The 15,522-nt window shown below is 71.4% G+C and carries 11 protein-coding genes and 1 pseudogene; 4 read left to right on the top strand and 8 right to left on the bottom strand.

The window, feature by feature from the left end; genetic code table 11:
- Genes OG747_RS35785 through OG747_RS35775 form a run of 3 tightly spaced genes read left to right on the top strand, consistent with a single transcriptional unit; the run spans position 1 to position 3,959 of the window.
- Positions 1–807: an alpha/beta fold hydrolase gene (locus OG747_RS35785; protein ID WP_405883486.1), complete on the top strand. Its 807-nt coding sequence runs from the start codon at positions 1–3 to the stop codon at positions 805–807.
- The gene (locus OG747_RS35780) at positions 808–2,013 is read left to right on the top strand and encodes a glycosyltransferase (protein WP_405883485.1); all 1,206 of its coding nucleotides are present in this window, start codon (positions 808–810) and stop codon (positions 2,011–2,013) included.
- Positions 2,010–3,959 carry an ABC transporter ATP-binding protein gene (locus OG747_RS35775; protein WP_405883484.1) on the top strand — a complete coding sequence of 650 codons (1,950 nt, stop codon included), beginning with the start codon at positions 2,010–2,012 and terminating at the stop codon, positions 3,957–3,959. Before OG747_RS35780 ends, OG747_RS35775 begins: the two co-directional genes overlap by 4 nt.
- Positions 3,960–3,971: 12 nt before the next feature.
- Here OG747_RS35775 and OG747_RS35770 read toward each other — a convergent pair whose 3' ends face one another.
- From OG747_RS35770 to OG747_RS35760, 3 genes and pseudogenes are all read right to left on the bottom strand, one after another.
- Positions 3,972–5,735 carry a hypothetical protein gene (locus tag OG747_RS35770; RefSeq protein ID WP_405883483.1) on the bottom strand — a complete coding sequence of 588 codons (1,764 nt, stop codon included), beginning with the start codon at positions 5,733–5,735 and terminating at the stop codon, positions 3,972–3,974.
- Positions 5,736–6,171: 436 nt separating this feature from the next.
- A pseudogene (locus tag OG747_RS35765) lies at positions 6,172–6,870 on the bottom strand (DUF2278 family protein); the annotation flags it as partial.
- A 299-nt stretch (positions 6,871–7,169) separates the two neighbouring features.
- Positions 7,170–7,544, bottom strand: coding sequence for a DUF2278 family protein (locus OG747_RS35760; protein WP_405883482.1), 375 nt, complete (start codon positions 7,542–7,544; stop codon positions 7,170–7,172).
- A 124-nt stretch (positions 7,545–7,668) separates the two neighbouring features.
- Here OG747_RS35760 and OG747_RS35755 point away from each other — a divergent pair, with 124 nt between their 5' ends.
- Positions 7,669–8,109: an SRPBCC family protein gene (locus OG747_RS35755; protein ID WP_405883481.1), complete on the top strand. Its 441-nt coding sequence runs from the start codon at positions 7,669–7,671 to the stop codon at positions 8,107–8,109.
- A 644-nt stretch (positions 8,110–8,753) separates the two neighbouring features.
- On the opposite strand, the gene OG747_RS35750 is transcribed toward OG747_RS35755, so the two are convergent.
- The 5 genes from OG747_RS35750 to OG747_RS35730 form a co-directional block, all read right to left on the bottom strand.
- Positions 8,754–9,905, bottom strand: a complete 1,152-nt coding sequence (locus OG747_RS35750) for an XdhC family protein (protein WP_405883480.1) — start codon at positions 9,903–9,905, stop codon at positions 8,754–8,756.
- A gap of 64 nt (positions 9,906–9,969) precedes the next feature.
- Entirely contained in the window at positions 9,970–11,427 is a 1,458-nt protein-coding gene (locus OG747_RS35745; RefSeq protein ID WP_405883479.1) for an NCS2 family permease, read from the bottom strand.
- Positions 11,428–11,589: 162 nt separating this feature from the next.
- Positions 11,590–13,974 carry a xanthine dehydrogenase family protein molybdopterin-binding subunit gene (locus tag OG747_RS35740; protein WP_405883478.1) on the bottom strand — a complete coding sequence of 795 codons (2,385 nt, stop codon included), beginning with the start codon at positions 13,972–13,974 and terminating at the stop codon, positions 11,590–11,592.
- A gap of 1 nt (position 13,975) precedes the next feature.
- Positions 13,976–14,566, bottom strand: a complete 591-nt coding sequence (locus OG747_RS35735) for a (2Fe-2S)-binding protein (RefSeq protein WP_405883477.1) — start codon at positions 14,564–14,566, stop codon at positions 13,976–13,978.
- Complete coding sequence (locus OG747_RS35730; protein WP_405883476.1) at positions 14,566–15,456, bottom strand: FAD binding domain-containing protein; 891 nt, start codon at positions 15,454–15,456, stop codon at positions 14,566–14,568. Before OG747_RS35730 ends, OG747_RS35735 begins: the two co-directional genes overlap by 1 nt.
- Positions 15,457–15,522 lie beyond the last annotated feature (66 nt).

The raw sequence follows: 15,522 nt of genomic DNA, 5'->3' as shown, positions 1-15,522 counted from the left end.
ATGGCGACGATGCGGGTGAACGGCATCGACGTACACGTCCAGCGACTGGGGCACGAGAGCGGCTCCGACCGCCCCGTCGTGGTCCTCGTCCACGGCCTGCTCATCGACTCTCTCGCCAGCTACTACTTCAGCCTCGCGCCGCGGCTCGCCGAGGAGGGCCTCGACGTCGTCATGTACGACCTGCGCGGGCACGGCAAGACCTCGCGGCCGCCGACCGGCTACCGGATGGAGGACTTCGTCGGCGACCTCGACGGGCTGCTCGACGCGCTGGCGATCGACCGCCCGGTGCACCTGGTCGGCAACTCCTTCGGCGGCGCCGTCGCCTACGCCATGGCCGCCGCCCGCCCCGAGCGGGTCGCCAGTGTCGTCGCCATCGAGGCCGAGCCGCCCGCCCGGACCTGGGCGGAGAACATGTACGAGGGCCTGGTCGGCGAGCAGGGCGGACTCGTGGTCCAGGAGGTCACTCAGTGGCTGCGGGAGAACCCGGGCGAGCGCAACGCCCGGCCGTTCCGGGCGGCGGGCCGGGTGCTCGACGAGACCGCGCTGGCCGAGGAGATCCCGCTCAGCGGCCTCCTCGACGAGGACCTGTCCGCGATCCGCTGCCCGGTCTTCGCCATCTTCGGCGGCGCGTCCAAGCTCTCCGAGCAGACCACGATGCTGGAGGCGTCGCTCGCCGACTGCCGTACGGTCGTCCTGCCCGACCTCGGCCATTCCGTGCTGGTGGAGGCCACCAAGGAGACGTACGCCCTCGTACGCGACTGGCTGCTGCTCGGCCAGGAGGCGCACGCGCTGCGGGAGGCCCTCTAGATGGGCAGGTTCCTGTTCGTGGTGCCGCCGCTGGTCGGGCACGTCAACCCGGCCGTGGGCACCGCGGCGGTACTCGCGGCCCGCGGGCACGACATCGCCTGGGCGGGCCATCCGGAACTCGTCCGTGGGCTCGCGGGGACCGACGCCGTCGTCTTCCCCTGCGCGCTCCCGGAGGAAGGGCTGTCCCGGCCCGCCGACCTGAAGGGACCGGCGGCCTTCCAGTTCCTCTGGGAGAGCTTCCTCGTCCCGCTGGCGGACGCGATGGCGCCCGGCGTGCGGGCGGCGATCGAGACGTACGACCCCGATGTCGTCGTCTGCGACCAGCAGGCGGTGGCGGGCGCGCTGGTCGCCGAGTCGCTCGGGCGGATCTGGGTGACCTCGGCCACCACCTCCGCCGAACTGGTCGACCCGCTGGCCGGTATGCCCAAGGTCGCGGCGTGGCTGGACGGACTGCTGGCGGAATTACGCGACCGGATCGCCGACGGTTCCGGCTCCGCGGACCCCCGTTTCTCACCCCACGGCGTCCTCGCCTACACCACCCGTGCGCTGCTCGGCCCGGTCGAACTCCCCGACCGGGTCTGGCTGGTGGGCCCGTCCGTCGCCGCCCGCCCCGTGAGCGGCGACGACTTTCCGTGGGCCTGGCTGGACGCCTCCGCCCTGCCCACCGCCCTGCCCACCGTCCTGGTCAGCCTCGGCACGGCCAACAACGACGCGGGCGCCCGTTTCCTCAACGCGGCGGCACTGGCGCTGGGCGGCATGGCGGACCGGCTGCGGGCCGTACTCGTCGACCCCGACGGTCTCGTCGAGGGCCCGGTCCCCGAGCACATCCTCGTGCGCCCGCACGTGCCCCAACTCGCCCTCCTGGAACGGCTCGACGCGGTCGTCTGCCACGCCGGGCACAACACCGTGTGCGAGGCGCTGTGGCACGGTGTCCCGCTCGTCGTCGCGCCGATCCGGGACGACCAGCCGATCGTGGCCGGACAGGTCGTGGACGCGGGCGCCGGGGTACGGCTGCGGTTCGGCCGCGCCGACGCGGCGAGGATCCGCGCGGCGGTCGAGGCCGTCCTCGACCCGGCGGAGGGCCACCGCACAGCGGCCGAGGCCATCGGGGAGTCCTTCCGCGCCGCGGGCGGCAGCGCCGGCGCCGCGGACCGTCTCGAAACACTGCTGGCCGAGTCGGCCATGACCGGAGTACGAGGCGCATGACCGAGAACAGCACGGCCGAGAACAGCACGGCCGAGAACCTGACGGCGCCCGAGGGCCCCCGTCCCGACGCCGCCCGTGGCCCGGAAGGCTTCCCCGCCGTCCCCTCACCAACACCCGCGCCGGCCGACCCGGCCCCGCCGAACGGCCTCCCCGCGAACGGCCTCCCGGCGACGGCCGAAGCCGCCGCAGAAGAACACCCCGGCTCCCCCACCGGCTCCTTGGCTTCCCTCATCGCCTACGCCAAACCCCACTGGCGCGTCCTGTTCCTCTCCCTCGTCCTCACCCTCCTGGCCAGCGTGTCGGGGCTGGCGCAACCGAAGTTCGCGCAGGCGATCCTGGACCGGCTGGACGAGGGTGGCAACGTGGTCGCGCCGGTCGTGCTGCTCGCCGTGTTCCTGGTCGCGGGCGCCCTGCTCACCGGCCTCAACGCCTGGCTCCAGCAACGGACTTCCGAGCGGGTGGTCCGGGAGGTGCGGCGTGGTCTTGTGCACCGCCTGATCCGGCTGCGGGTCGCCGAACTGGACCGGCGGGCCCCCGGCGACCTCATCGCCCGCGTCACCTCCGACAGCACGCTGCTCAAGAGCGCCGCCACCGAGGGCCTGATCATGACGGTCAACGGCGCCCTGACCTTCGCCGGGGCACTGTTCATGATGGCGACGCTCGACGCCCGCCTGCTCGGCGTCACCCTGCTGGTGCTGACCCTGGTCGGCGTCGTGATCACGGTCATCCTGCCTCGGATCAAGGCCGCCGTGGCCCGTTCCCAGGCCTCCGTCGGCGCGGTCGGCGCCGTACTCGACCGCACCCTCGGCGCGGCCCGCACGGTCAAGGCCAACGGCGCCGAGGGCCGCGAGACGCGCACCGCCGAGGACGCGGTCGACGAGGCGTACGCGGCCGGGCTGGTCGGCGCCCGCTACAGCGCCCTCGTCACCATGGTCGGCGGGGCCGCCATCCAGACCGCGTTCCTGGTGGTGCTCGGCGTGGGCGGCACGTTCGTCGCGAACCACACGATGTCCGTCTCCGAGCTGATCGCCTTCCTCCTGTACGTGTTCTTCCTGGCGAGCCCGGTGTCGCAGCTGGTCGGCGGCGCCGCCCAGCTCCAGCAGGGCCTGGGCGCGGTGGGCCGGATCCAGGAGGCGGGCGGACTGCCGGTCGAGGACGACATCGACGCTCCCGCGCCCGCGCACGCCCCCGCCCACGCCGCGCCACCGGCCATCGAGCTGACCGGGGTCGAGTTCGCCTACCCGGGCCGCGCCCCGGCCCTGCGCGGTGTGAGCTTCACCGTCCCCGGCGGCACCCGGACCGCGCTCGTCGGCCTGTCGGGCGCGGGCAAGACCACCCTTTTCTCGCTCCTCCAGCGCTTCTACGAGCCGACCGCGGGCACGATCAGGATCGGCGGCCAGGACATCTCCGCCCTGCCGCGCGCCGAGGTCCGCCGCCGGATCGCGTACGTCGAGCAGGACTCTCCCGTGATGGCCGGCACCCTCCGCGAGAACCTGCTGTACGCGGCGCCCTCCGCCACTGCGGAGGAGCTGGCCGAGGCCCTGGCCGTCACCCGCCTCGACGGCCTCCTCGCCCGCCTTCCCCAGGGCCTGGACACCCCCGTCGGTCCGCGCGGGGTCACCCTGTCCGGCGGCGAACGCCAGCGCCTCGCCATCGCCCGTGCCCTGCTGCGCCGCCCCCAGGTACTGCTCCTCGACGAGGCGACGGCCCAGCTCGACGCCCGCAACGAACAGGCGCTCGGCGAACTCGTCGCGCGTGCCGGGGGCCGCTGCACGGTCCTCCTGATCGCCCACCGCCTGTCCACGGTCACCGACGCCGACCAGATCGTGGTCCTGGAACACGGCGACGTCCGCGCCGTGGGCACCCACCACTCCCTGGTCGACGACGACGACCTCTACCGCGAACTGGCCGCGACCCAGCTCCTGGCAGCCGAACCCCCGGCGTGACCACGCGATCGGTCAGCGCAGTGTCAGCCGGTACGTCAGTGGCGAGCGGCCCGTGATCAGCACCCGCACCCCGTCCGGTGTCAGGGAGCCGCGCATCCAGGCGTAGCGCTCCCCCGGGTCCACCACCGCCGGCTGCCGGCCGCCCTTGCCGTTGCCGGGGCCGAAGGTGATGTGGTCGGCGCCGACGGTGTAGGTGGCCTCGCCGGAGACGAGTTGGTGGGTGTCCGGGGAGCCGGGGACGGGTTCGAGTCCGTCTCCGGTGAGGGTGCCGCCGGGGCGGAAGCAGAGTTCCAGGGCGAGCGGGCTCGCGCAGCCTTCGCCGGAGAGGTCGAAGGAGATGTCCCAGGCTCCGGCGCCGACCTCCCGGACCAGGACTTCGGTACGGAGCGTGCGGTACTCCTTCGGCCGGTGCGGGAAGTCCATCGCGGACCAGAAGCGGCTGTCGTCGCTGAGGGCGTAGTCGCCGGCGGGGCGTCGGTGCTCGGGCGGCAGCGGGAGGTGAAAGGCACCGCGGACCTCGGCGTGCAGCCGCCAGCCGTCGTCCGTGCGCTCCAGTCCCTCCGCCCGGAAGTGGCCCAGCGCGAAGAACTGCGGGGCCAGCCGCAGCGAGTCCAGGATCGCCGCGCCCTTGCGCATCTTGAAGAAAGTCGGGTTGGTGGACAGGCCCGACGAGATGGCGTGCAGCTCCGGGAAGTCCGTACCGCCGAAGACGCTCGCCGTGTGCGCGCCGCGCCGGACCCGGACGAGGCGGCAACTGTCGTCGTGGTGCTCGAAGTCGTCCGGCAGCTCGGCCACTTCGGGCAGCCGGGCGGCCAGCTCCGGCTGGTCCAGCACCTGGGCCAGCCGGTCCCCGAGCGGGGTCTCGCCGAAGGTCTGGTCGGTGCCGCGCTCCTGGAGCAGCGCGGCCACCGCCGCGAACCGTCCGTCGCCGTCGCGCAGCGCCATCTCCCGGTACTGGAGCCAGAACTCGGGCAGATGACGGATGCGGGTCTGGTCCTGGCGGCGCGAATGGACCGTTTCCACCTCGCCATCGGGCTCGATGACGTACAGGCTTGCCGCGAGGTTGTCGCGTACGTTCGCGTAGAAGTCCGTACGTCCGTAATGGCGGGCCAGCACGAGCAGCGCCGGATTGGTCACCGCCGCCGAGTAGTTGGGGCTGCGCTCGCTGTACTCGCCGCCGGGCAGCTGGTCGATGCCCTCGGCGAGCCAGGTGTCGATGCGCTCGGGACAGGCGGGGTCGGGCCAGCGGGCGTGGATGCGGGCGAGGGCCGCGCACACCAGCCAACGATGGTTCGCGGTGTGCACGCCACCGGTCGCGAGGGAGGGGCCCGCCAGGCGCAGGATCCGCTCGATCGTCGCCCGCAGCCCGGTGGTCGGTTCGTGGGCGTCCTCGTCCAGCAGGTGGTAGGTCAGGTTCAGGTCGACGATCGAGAAGGCGGTGTCCGCCGGGTTGCCGTCCGCCCCGTGCTCCCACAGTCCGTTGTCGTACTGCTCCTCGGCGAGCGCGTCCACGAGGTCGGCGAGCGGGCCGAGCAGCGCGGCGGAGTGGTGGTACGCCGAGCCCTCGTACACGTACACCGACACGAGCGTACGCAGCGAACGGGCCGCGGCGCGGGCCTCGCCGCCCTCGCGGAGTTCGACGAGATCGGCGGCGTACCCGTCGAGGACCGCCTTGGCACGGGTCTCGGCGGTCGCGGTGAGCAACTCGACGAAGTCGGTGTCGAGGACGGCACCGGTGCCGGGGAGAGCGGCGAGGAAGGTCTTGCGGGCTGTCACTGGGGCTCCTGAGAGGGGTCGCGCAGTTCTTCCACGTCGCTGTGGTCGAGGTGTTGGGTGTCTTTTACGTGGGTGTGGTCTCGTACGTCGATCGCGGTGAGCGCCATCGTCGGCACCCCTCCCATTCAGAAAGCGCTTGCATCTGGAGCGACCCTAGATAATGTGCGGATGTCACTACAAGACCCGTACACCGATCCACAGAACGCACCAGGAGCCGGAGAGGTCGGCCCTCCACCGATGACCTCCGACTCCGCACACCGTCGCCGCTGCGCCGTGGTGAGCCTCCGCGCCCAGTTCTACACCGAGGCGCCGACCGGCCCCGCGCCGACCATGAGATCTGGCGGGTGACGACGCATGCGCTCCAGCAGCGCCACGATCCCGCCGCGTGGGACATGGCCGCCGCCTTGCGGAACCGGCCGGACCCGCTGGAGCGGTATCAGAACACGACGGTCCAGCCCTCGCGTCGGGCCTGTTCGGCGGTGTACGACACACCGTGCACCTTGAGGCCGTTCGCGTCGAGGAGGGTGAGCTGGCCGCCGTTGTTGCCGAGTTCGAGGCCGTTGGTGACGGGAACCGTCAGCCAGGTGCCGGGGGCCAGTGGGCCGGGCGGTACCGGGCATCCGTTGTCGAGACGGTCGGCGACGCGCCGGCCGGTGAGGTCGACCGGGTCGGGCGAGGCGTTGACGAGGGTCACGGTCTCGACCTCCGGGGCCGGGCCCCGGGGGTTGGCCAGAGCCGCCACGATGCGCACCGGCTGACTGCCGGGCCCGGGGCGGGAGCCGTCCGTGGGGAGAGTGTGCCCGGTGGTGTCGTCCGTGTGCCACGACTGGCTCTGGAAGGCGAGGAAGATGCCGACCCAGCGGGACTGGGCCGGGCAGTGGATCAGCAGCCCGCCGTCCTGCCACACACCGTCGTCGCGCTGGAAGTTGCGACTGTTGCCCTGGTTCATGTGGACGTCGTGCACGCCGTTTCCGGGCAGGAAGCCGAAGACCTTGTCCTTGATCTTCGGCTCGGGCCCGAAGCGCTGCCCGAAGACGTACATCCGGGCTGTCGGATCGGCCGCCGCGCGCTGCACATAGTGGTCGAGCAGGTCGGCCAGGTCGTTGTCCGGGCCTTGCACGTCCGGTGGGAGCGTCTCTGGAACTCTTAAGGATCCTGGGTTATCGCGTGGCCCCGAGGGGTGGAAGCGGTAACGAGCGCGGACGAGTCCGGGCCGATCCTTGGGTAGAGCCCGTGTGCGGCGTCACTGGCGGTGACGCAGTGCCAGCGTCTGGACTGTGCCCGGCTCTTTCGAGTCGGGCACACCCTGGGATCGCTGCCCCGCCGGACGCTGAACCGATCACCGCAGGTGAAGCACGATGCCACTGGCGGGGACCGCGCGCATTTCAAGCACGCGGCGTGTATGTCAGGTAGAACGAGAGGCAGTCCATATGGTTACGCCGAGCCGGAATCAGCTTTCCGCGGCTTCACCAAGCCAATCGCCGCACCGTTGGAGACCCTGCGCAGGTCGGCCGGGTCGAAGAGGTTCCCGCGCACGAAGTCGAGGTTCGGGCCGCCCGGTCCCGGGGGCAGCTTGTTCCAGCCGGAGCCCAGGCCCTCCAGGTGCGCCGTGACCGGGTGCCGGAAGTCGTCGGCGACCAGATAGAGCAGCTCGGACGGGGTTTCCTGCGACTGCACGTTGACGGCGGCCCGGTAGTGAGTGCCCTGGTCGTCCGTCAGATGGATCTGGTAGTGCGGAGTGTCGGTGGAACCCTCGCGACGGGTGTCGACCGCGCGTGCGATCAGTACGCCGTAGCCCTTCAGTGGCATGTCATCAGCTCCCCGTGGGTGGCGTCTTCCATTCGCCCAGCGAGGGAACAGTAGGACGAACATGTCCCATTTCAGATGATTGAGTGAGAATTTCACGCGCCGTTCAGCCGCCTACGATCAGCCCGTGGTCCTCTTCGTGCTGGAACGCGTATCCCCCTGCCCCGTCGACCAGAGCTGGCGGCGCCTCACCGACTGGCCCCGGCACGCCGACGTCGTCCCGCTGACCCGCGTCACCGTCCGCACCCCGCCGCCGACACGCGAGGGAACCGTGTTCGTCGCGCGGACGGGGGTGGGGCCCGTGGCGTTCGACGACCCGATGGAGGTCGTCACCTGGCAGCCGCCCCGGGACGGGGAGCCGGGAAGGTGCCGGTTGGTCAAGCACGGCGCGTTCGTCACGGGGTGGGCCGAGATCGAGGTGCGTGCGGGGGGAGGCGGGGGCTCGCGTGTGATCTGGCGGGAGGAGTTGAGCGTGCGATGGCTGCCGCGGCTCTTCGACCGGCCGCTGGCGTGGGCGGGGCGGTGGATGTTCGGGCGGGCGGTGGAGGGGTTGCTGCGGGGGGAATGAGCTGGAGGGCCGCGGGCGGGGGACGCGAGGGCCAAGCCCGCGACCCGAGGCAGCGAGGCAGCGAGGCAGCGAGGCAGCGAGGCCAGGCCCCGCCGCCCGAGGATGCTGTTGGCGAATCCCGTCGACGGCGTGGGCGACCGGCCTTCGGCACGAGGTCCCCTGTATGTGGCCGCGGGAATGTGACACTTGCCGTGCGAGTGTCACATTCCCGCGGCCGGCACCCCACCCGCGGCGGATTCGGGCGCCCCAAGGCCCGGGACCTGGAGGCCGCAGAGCCAGGCCCCCGAAGGCCGATAAGCCACACCTGGGGCCCCTGGAGCTTGAGCCCGGAGCCCGGGGGCCGGAGACCCGGGGGCCGGAGACCCGGGGCCCGAGGACCAGAGACCGAGGCCGGAGACCGAGGTCCGAACCCGGGCCGAGGACCGGAGACCGAGGCCAAAGACCGGGGCCGGAGACCCGGGGCCCGAGACTGAGGTCCGAGCCCGGGGCCGAGGACCGGAGACCGGGGGCCGAGCCCGGGGGCCGAGCCCGGGGGCCGAGCCCGGGGCCGGAGACCCGGGGCCGAGGACCGGAGACAGAGGCCGGAGACCGGGGGCCGAGCGCGGGGTCGGAGACCGGGGGCCGGAGACTCGTACGGCCGCCGGTCAGGCCACCGACCCGATCCGCCGCGCCGGCAGCGATGTCGCGTCGTGATGGATCGGCGTGTGCGCCCCCGTCAGCGACACCCCGCTCCCTCCACGCCGGTTGGCCACGATCTCCGAGGCGATGGACAGGGCCGTCTCCTCGGGGGTGCGGGCGCCCAGGTCGAGGCCGATGGGAGACCTGAGCCTCGCCAACTCCAGCTCGGTGACGCCGACTTCGCGCAGGCGGTCGTTGCGGTCGAGATGGGTGCGGCGAGAGCCCATCGCGCCGACGTACGCGACCGGGAGACGGAGCGCGAGGCGCAGCAGCGGTACGTCGAACTTGACGTCGTGGGTGAGGACGCACAGGACGGTCCGGGCGTCCACCTCCGTGCGCTCCAGGTATGTGTGCGGCCACTCGACGACGATCTCGTCGGCGTCGGGGAAGCGGGTGGCGGTCGCGAAGACCGGGCGGGCGTCGCACACCGTGACGCGATAGCCCAGGAACTTGCCGATGCGGACCAGCGCCGAGGCGAAGTCGATCGCGCCGAAGACGATCATGCGCGGGGGCGGCACGGACGACTCGACCAGAACCGTGAGCGGTGCTCCGCAACGAGAGCCCTGCTCTCCGATCTCCAGGATGCCGGTGCGGCCCGCGTCCAGGAAGGCGCCCGCCTCGCCGACCACCGTGCGGTCCAGCTCGGGGTGGGCGCCGAAGCCACCCTCGTACGAACCGTCCGGGCGGACCAGGAGCGCGCGGCCTCGCAGCTCGGCGGGACCGCTCACGATCCGCGCGACCGCCGCCGCCTCCCCTGTCGCGGCGGCGGTCAGCGCGGAACTGAGCACCGGCAGGGCGGGGTCCCCCGCCCGGACCGGCGTGACGAGGATGTCGATGACGCCGCCGCAGGTCAGACCCACGGCGAAGGCGTCCTCGTCGCTGTATCCGAAGCGCTCCAGGACGGTCTCGCCGTCCTCCAGCGCCTGTCGGCACAGTTCGTAGACCGCGCCCTCCACGCAACCGCCGGAGACCGAGCCGATCGCTGTGCCGTCGGCGTCGACGGCGAGTGCGGCGCCGGGCTGGCGGGGCGCGCTGCCGCCGACGGCCACCACGGTGGCCACGGCGAAGTCGCGTCCCTGCTCGACCCACCGGTGCAGCTCTTCGGCGATGTCCAGCATGTCTCGGTCTCCTTGGACGACGTAACAGCGGTTGCGTGGAGGGGCTTTGACGGGCGGGCGTGTGTCAGTGCACGCCCATCCAGCTCTCGATCGGGTTCAGGGCGAAGAAGACGAGGAAGATCGCCGTCAGGCCCCACATGAACGCCCCGATCTCCCGGGCCCTGCCCTGGGCGATCTTGATGGCGACGTACGACAGGACTCCGGCCGCGACGCCCGCGGTGATGGAGTACGTGAACGGCATGGTGACGACGGTGAGGAAGACCGGGATCGCGGTGGCGCGGTCGGCCCAGTCGACGTGGCGGGCGTTCGTCATCATCATGGCGCCGATGACGACCAGCGCCGCCGCCGCGACCTCGCCGGGGACGATCGACGTCAGCGGGGTGAAGAACAGGCAGGCCGCGAAGAACAGGCCCGTCACGACGGAGGATAGGCCCGTGCGGGCGCCCTCGCCGACACCCGTCGCGGACTCCACGAAGACCGTCTGGCCCGACGCTCCCGCCACGCCGCCGACCGCACCGCCCGCGCCGTCGATGAACAGCGCCTTGGACAGGCCCGGCATCCGGCCCTGCGCGTCGGCCAGCTTGGCCTCCGTGCCCACGCCGATGATGGTGGCCATCGCGTCGAAGAACCCGGCGAGGACGAGCGTGAAGACGATCATGCCGACCGTCATCACGCCGACATCGCCCCAGCCGCCGAACTCGACCTTGCCGAAGAGTGAGAAGTCCGGCATCGAGACCGCGCTGCCGTGCAGTTCGGGGGCGCCGCTCGCCCACTGTTCGGGGGCGATGACGCCGAGGGCGTTGAGGATCACGGCCAGTACGGTGCCGCCGACGATGCCGATCAGGATCGCGCCGGGGATGCCGCGCGCCTGGAGCATGAAGATGGCGAGGAGGGTGGCTGCGAAGAGCAGGACCGGCCAGCCGGCGAGTTCACCGGCCGGGCCGAGGGTGACCGGGGTGGACTTGCCCTGGTGCACGAAACCGGCCTTGTAGAAGCCGATCAGTGCGACGAACAGGCCGATGCCCATGGTGATCGCGTGCTTCAGCGCCAGCGGGATCGCGTTCATGATCATCTCGCGGAGCCCGGTGACGACCAGGAGCATGATGACCGCTCCGTACATCACGCACATGCCCATGGCCTGCGGCCAGGTCATCTGCGGGGCCACCTGCGAGGAAAGCACTCCGGAGACGGAGAGTCCGGCGGCGAGGGCCAGTGGCACCTTGCCGAAGAATCCCATCAGGAGGGTGCTGAAGGCCGCCGCGAACGCGGTCGCGGTGATCAGCGCGTTCTGGCCGAGGGTGTGCCCCGCCGCGTCCTTGCCGGACAGGATCAGCGGGTTGAGCAGGAGGATGTACGCCATCGCCATGAAGGTCGTGACGCCCCCGCGCACCTCGCGCGCGACGGTGGATCCCCGCTGGGATATGTGGAAGTAACGGTCGAGCCAGGACCGCCCGGCCGGGACGCGGGTTCCCGCACCCGCGTCGTCGGCGACGGTCCTGGGCTCCGCTGACTGCTGGGTCATGGTGCCATCTCCCAAGGGTCACAGGGGCACCCGCGTCGGCAACCACCGTGGCCGCCGCGGGATTTGGGAAGGTGCACGACCCGGGGGACGGCCCGAGACGAACAAGGGGGGTTTGGGGGGCGAAGCCCCCAGGAACACTCTTTTTCTCCAACCCCCGGAGGGTTACGTACCCGTCAGGTGCTCGGGGCGTACCGGTGTCCGGTTGAGCTCCAGACCCGTCGCGTTCCGGATCGCCGCGAGGACGGCCGGAGTCGACGACAGGGTCGGGGCCTCGCCGACTCCACGGAGCCCGTACGGGGCGTGGTCGTCGGCGAGTTCGAGCACGTCGACCGGGATGGTCGGCGTGTCGAGAATCGTGGGAATCAGATAGTCCGTGAAGGACGGGTTCTTCACCTTCGCGGTCCTGGGATCGACGATGATCTCCTCCATGACCGCGATGCCCAGGCCCTGGGTGGTACCGCCCTGGATCTGGCCGACGACGGACAGCGGGTTGAGCGCCTTGCCGACGTCCTGGGCGCAGGCCAGCTCGATGACCTTGACCAGGCCGAGCTCGGTGTCGACCTCGACCACGGCGCGATGCGCGGCGAAGGAGTACTGGACGTGGCCGAAGCCCTGTCCCGTACGCAGGTCGAAGGCCTCCGTCGGGCGGTGTCGCCATTCGGCCTCGACCTCGACGGACTCGTCACCGAGCACGTCCACCAGGTCGGCCAGCACCTCGCCGCCGTCGGTGACGACCTTGCCGCCTTCGAGCAGCAGCTCCGCCGTCGCCCAGGCCGGGTGGTACGTACCGAACGTGCGGCGGCCCAGTTCCAGGACCTTCTCGCGGACGAGCTCGCAGGAGTTCCTGACGGCGCCACCGGTGACGTAGGTCTGCCGTGACGCGGACGTCGAACCGGCGCTGCCCACCTGGGTGTCGGCCGGCTGGATGGTCACCTGGGTGACGCCCAGCTCGGTGCGGGCGATCTGCGCGTGGACGGTGACACCGCCCTGGCCGACCTCCGCCATCGCGGTGTGCACGGTCGCGACCGGCTCCCCGCCCACGACTTCCATGCGGACGCGGGCGGTCGAGTAGTCGTCGAAGCCCTCCGAGAAGCCGACGTTCTTGATCCCGACCGCGTAGCCGACCCCGCGGACGACGCCCTCGCCGTGCGTGGTGTTGGAGAGGCCGCCCGGCAGCTGCCGTACATCGGCCTCCTCCCCGGCCGTGAGCCACTGCCGCTCCGGCGGCAGCGGCATCGCCTTGACCCGGCGCAGGAGTTCGGCGACCGGCGCCGGCGAGTCGACCGCCTGTCCGGTGGGCAGCAGCGTCCCCTGCTCCATGGCGTTGAGCTGACGGAAGGCGACCCGGTCCATGCCCACCTCGTCGGCGAGCTTGTCCATCTGGGCCTCGTACGCGAAGCAGGCCTGGACCGCGCCGAAGCCGCGCATGGCGCCACAGGGCGGGTTGTTGGTGTAGAGGGCGATGGCCTCGATGTCGACGTTGTCGATGACGTACGGGCCCGCGCCCAGCGAGGCGGCGTTGCCGACCACGGCAGGGGAGGCGGAGGCGTACGCGCCGCCGTCCAGGACGATCCGGGCCTTCAGGTGGGTGAGCTTGCCGTCCTTGGTCGCCCCGTGCTCGTAGAAGAGCTTCGCGGGGTGGCGGTGGACGTGCCCGAAGAAGGACTCGAAGCGGTTGTAGACGATCTTCACGGGCTTGCCGGTGCGCAGGGCGAGCAGACACGCGTGGATCTGCATCGACAGGTCCTCGCGGCCGCCGAACGCGCCGCCGACTCCCGAGAGGGTCATCCGGACCTTGTCCTCGGGCAGGCCCAGGACCGGGGCGATCTGGCGCAGGTCGGAGTGCAGCCACTGGGTGGCGATGTAGAGGTCGACGCCGCCGTCCTCGGCAGGCACCGCGAGGCCGGACTCCGGGCCGAGGAAGGCCTGGTCCTGCATGCCGAAGGTGTACTCGCCCTTGACGATGAAGTCGGCCTTCTTCGCGGCCTCTTCGACATTGCCCCGGATGATCGGCTGGCGGTGCACGATGTTCGGGTGCGAGACATGGCCGATGTGGTGGTCGGTGCGGCCCTCGTGGACCAGGACCGCGTCCGGCGCGGTCGCGGACGCCTCGTCCGTGATGACCGGCAGTTCGCGGTACTCCACCTTGATCTTGGCGGCGGCGCGGCGGGCCGTCTCCGGGTGGTCGGCGGCGACGATCGCGACCGGCTCGCCGTGGTGGCGGACCTTGCCGTGGGCGAGGACCGGGGTGTCCTGGATCTCCAGGCCGTAGTTCCGCACGTCGGTCGGCAGGTCGTCGTACGTCATGACGGCGTAGACGCCGGGCTGCGCGAGGGCCTCGCTCGTGTCGATGGACACGATCTCGGCGTGCGCGACGGTGGAGCGCAGGATCTGGCCCCAGAGCATGTCCTCGTGCCACATGTCGGACGAGTAGGCGAACTCGCCGGTGACCTTGAGGGTGCCGTCCGGGCGGAGCGTCGACTCGCCGATGCCGCCCTTGGTCCGGGAGCCCTGCGTGATTTTGGTGGGAGCGCCATTGGTGGGCATGTCAGACCGCCTCGGACTGCCGGGCGGCCGCGAGGCGGACCGCGTCCATGATCTTCTCGTAGCCGGTGCAACGGCACAGGTTGCCCGACAGCGCCTCGCGGATGTCCGCGTCGGTCGGCGTCGGGTTGCGCTCCAGCATCTCGTCGGCGGCGACCAGCAGTCCCGGGGTGCAGAAACCGCACTGGACGGCGCCGGCGTCGATGAACGCCTGCTGGATCGGGGAGAGCTCGGTGCCCTCGCCGGTCTGGGAGTCACTCGGCTTGGCCTCCCACCGCTTGGCCTCATCGAAGGAGGTGACACATGACGCCGAAGTGTCACATTCCTGGGAGCCGCAGGCCCGCTGCCTGGCGTACTCCGCCAGCCCCTCGACCGTGACGACCTCGCGGCCCTCGACCTGACCGGCCGCGACCAGACACGAACACACCGGTACGCCGTCCAGGCGGACCGTGCAGGAGCCGCATTCGCCCTGCTCGCAGGCGTTCTTGGAGCCGGGCAGGCCCAGGCGCTCGCGCAGGACGTACAGCAGGGACTCGCCCTCCCACACGTCGTCGGCTTCCTGCGGACGGCCGTTGACCGTGAAACTGACGCGCATTACGCGACTCCCTCCGTGTGAGCGGCGGTGCCGCGGTACGACTCCCAGGTCCAGGTCAGGGTGCGGCGGGCCATGATGCCGACCGCGTGGCGGCGGTAGCTCGCCGTACCCCGGACGTCGTCGATCGGGTTGCAGGCTGCGGAGCAGAGGTCGGCGAACTGCTTGGCGACCGACGGGGTGATGATCTTGCCGTTGTCCCAGAAGCCGCCCTCTTCGAGCGCCGCGTTCAGGAACTCCTCGGCGGTCTTGGCGCGCACCGGGGTGGGCGCGGCCGAGCCGATGCCCGTGCGGACCGTTCGGGTCCCTGGGTGCAGGGCCAGGCCGAAGGCGCAGACCGCGATGACCATCGCGTTGCGGGTGCCGACCTTGGAGTACTGCTGGGGGCCGTCGGCCTTCTTGATGTGGACGGCGCGGATCAGCTCGTCAGGCGCGAGCGCGTTGCGCTTCACGCCGGTGTAGAACTCGTCGATCGGGATCAGACGCGTTCCCCGTACGGACTCGGCCTCGACCTCGGCGCCCGCCGCGAGGAGGGCGGGGTGGGCGTCACCGGCAGGGGAGGCGGTGCCGAGGTTGCCGCCGACACCGCCGCGGTTGCGGATCTGCGGGGAGGCCACGGTGTGGGAGGCCAGGGCCAGACCGGGAAGCTCGCCGCGCAGGTTCTCCATGATCTGGGTGTACGGAACGGAGGCGCCCAGGCGCACGCTCTCCTCGCCGACCTCCCACTCGCCGAGCTCGCCGATGCGGTTCAGATCGAGGAGGTACTCGGGCCGGCGGTGGTCGAAGTTGATCTCGACCATCACATCGGTGCCACCCGCAATCGGCACAGCGGTGGGGTGCTCGGCCTTCGCGGCGAGCGCCTCCTCCCAGCTGGCGGGGCGAAGGAAGTCCATGAGTGGCTCTCTTCTTCGTATCGTGGGTCGTTCTGATCAAGCGATCAAGCCAGATCGTGTGCGGCG

The organism is Streptomyces sp. NBC_01384 (assembly GCF_045040035.1).
Lineage (GTDB): Bacteria > Actinomycetota > Actinomycetes > Streptomycetales > Streptomycetaceae > Streptomyces.
Note: the sequence above shows the minus strand (reverse complement) of the source record. Positions and strands in the feature narration are given on the sequence as shown.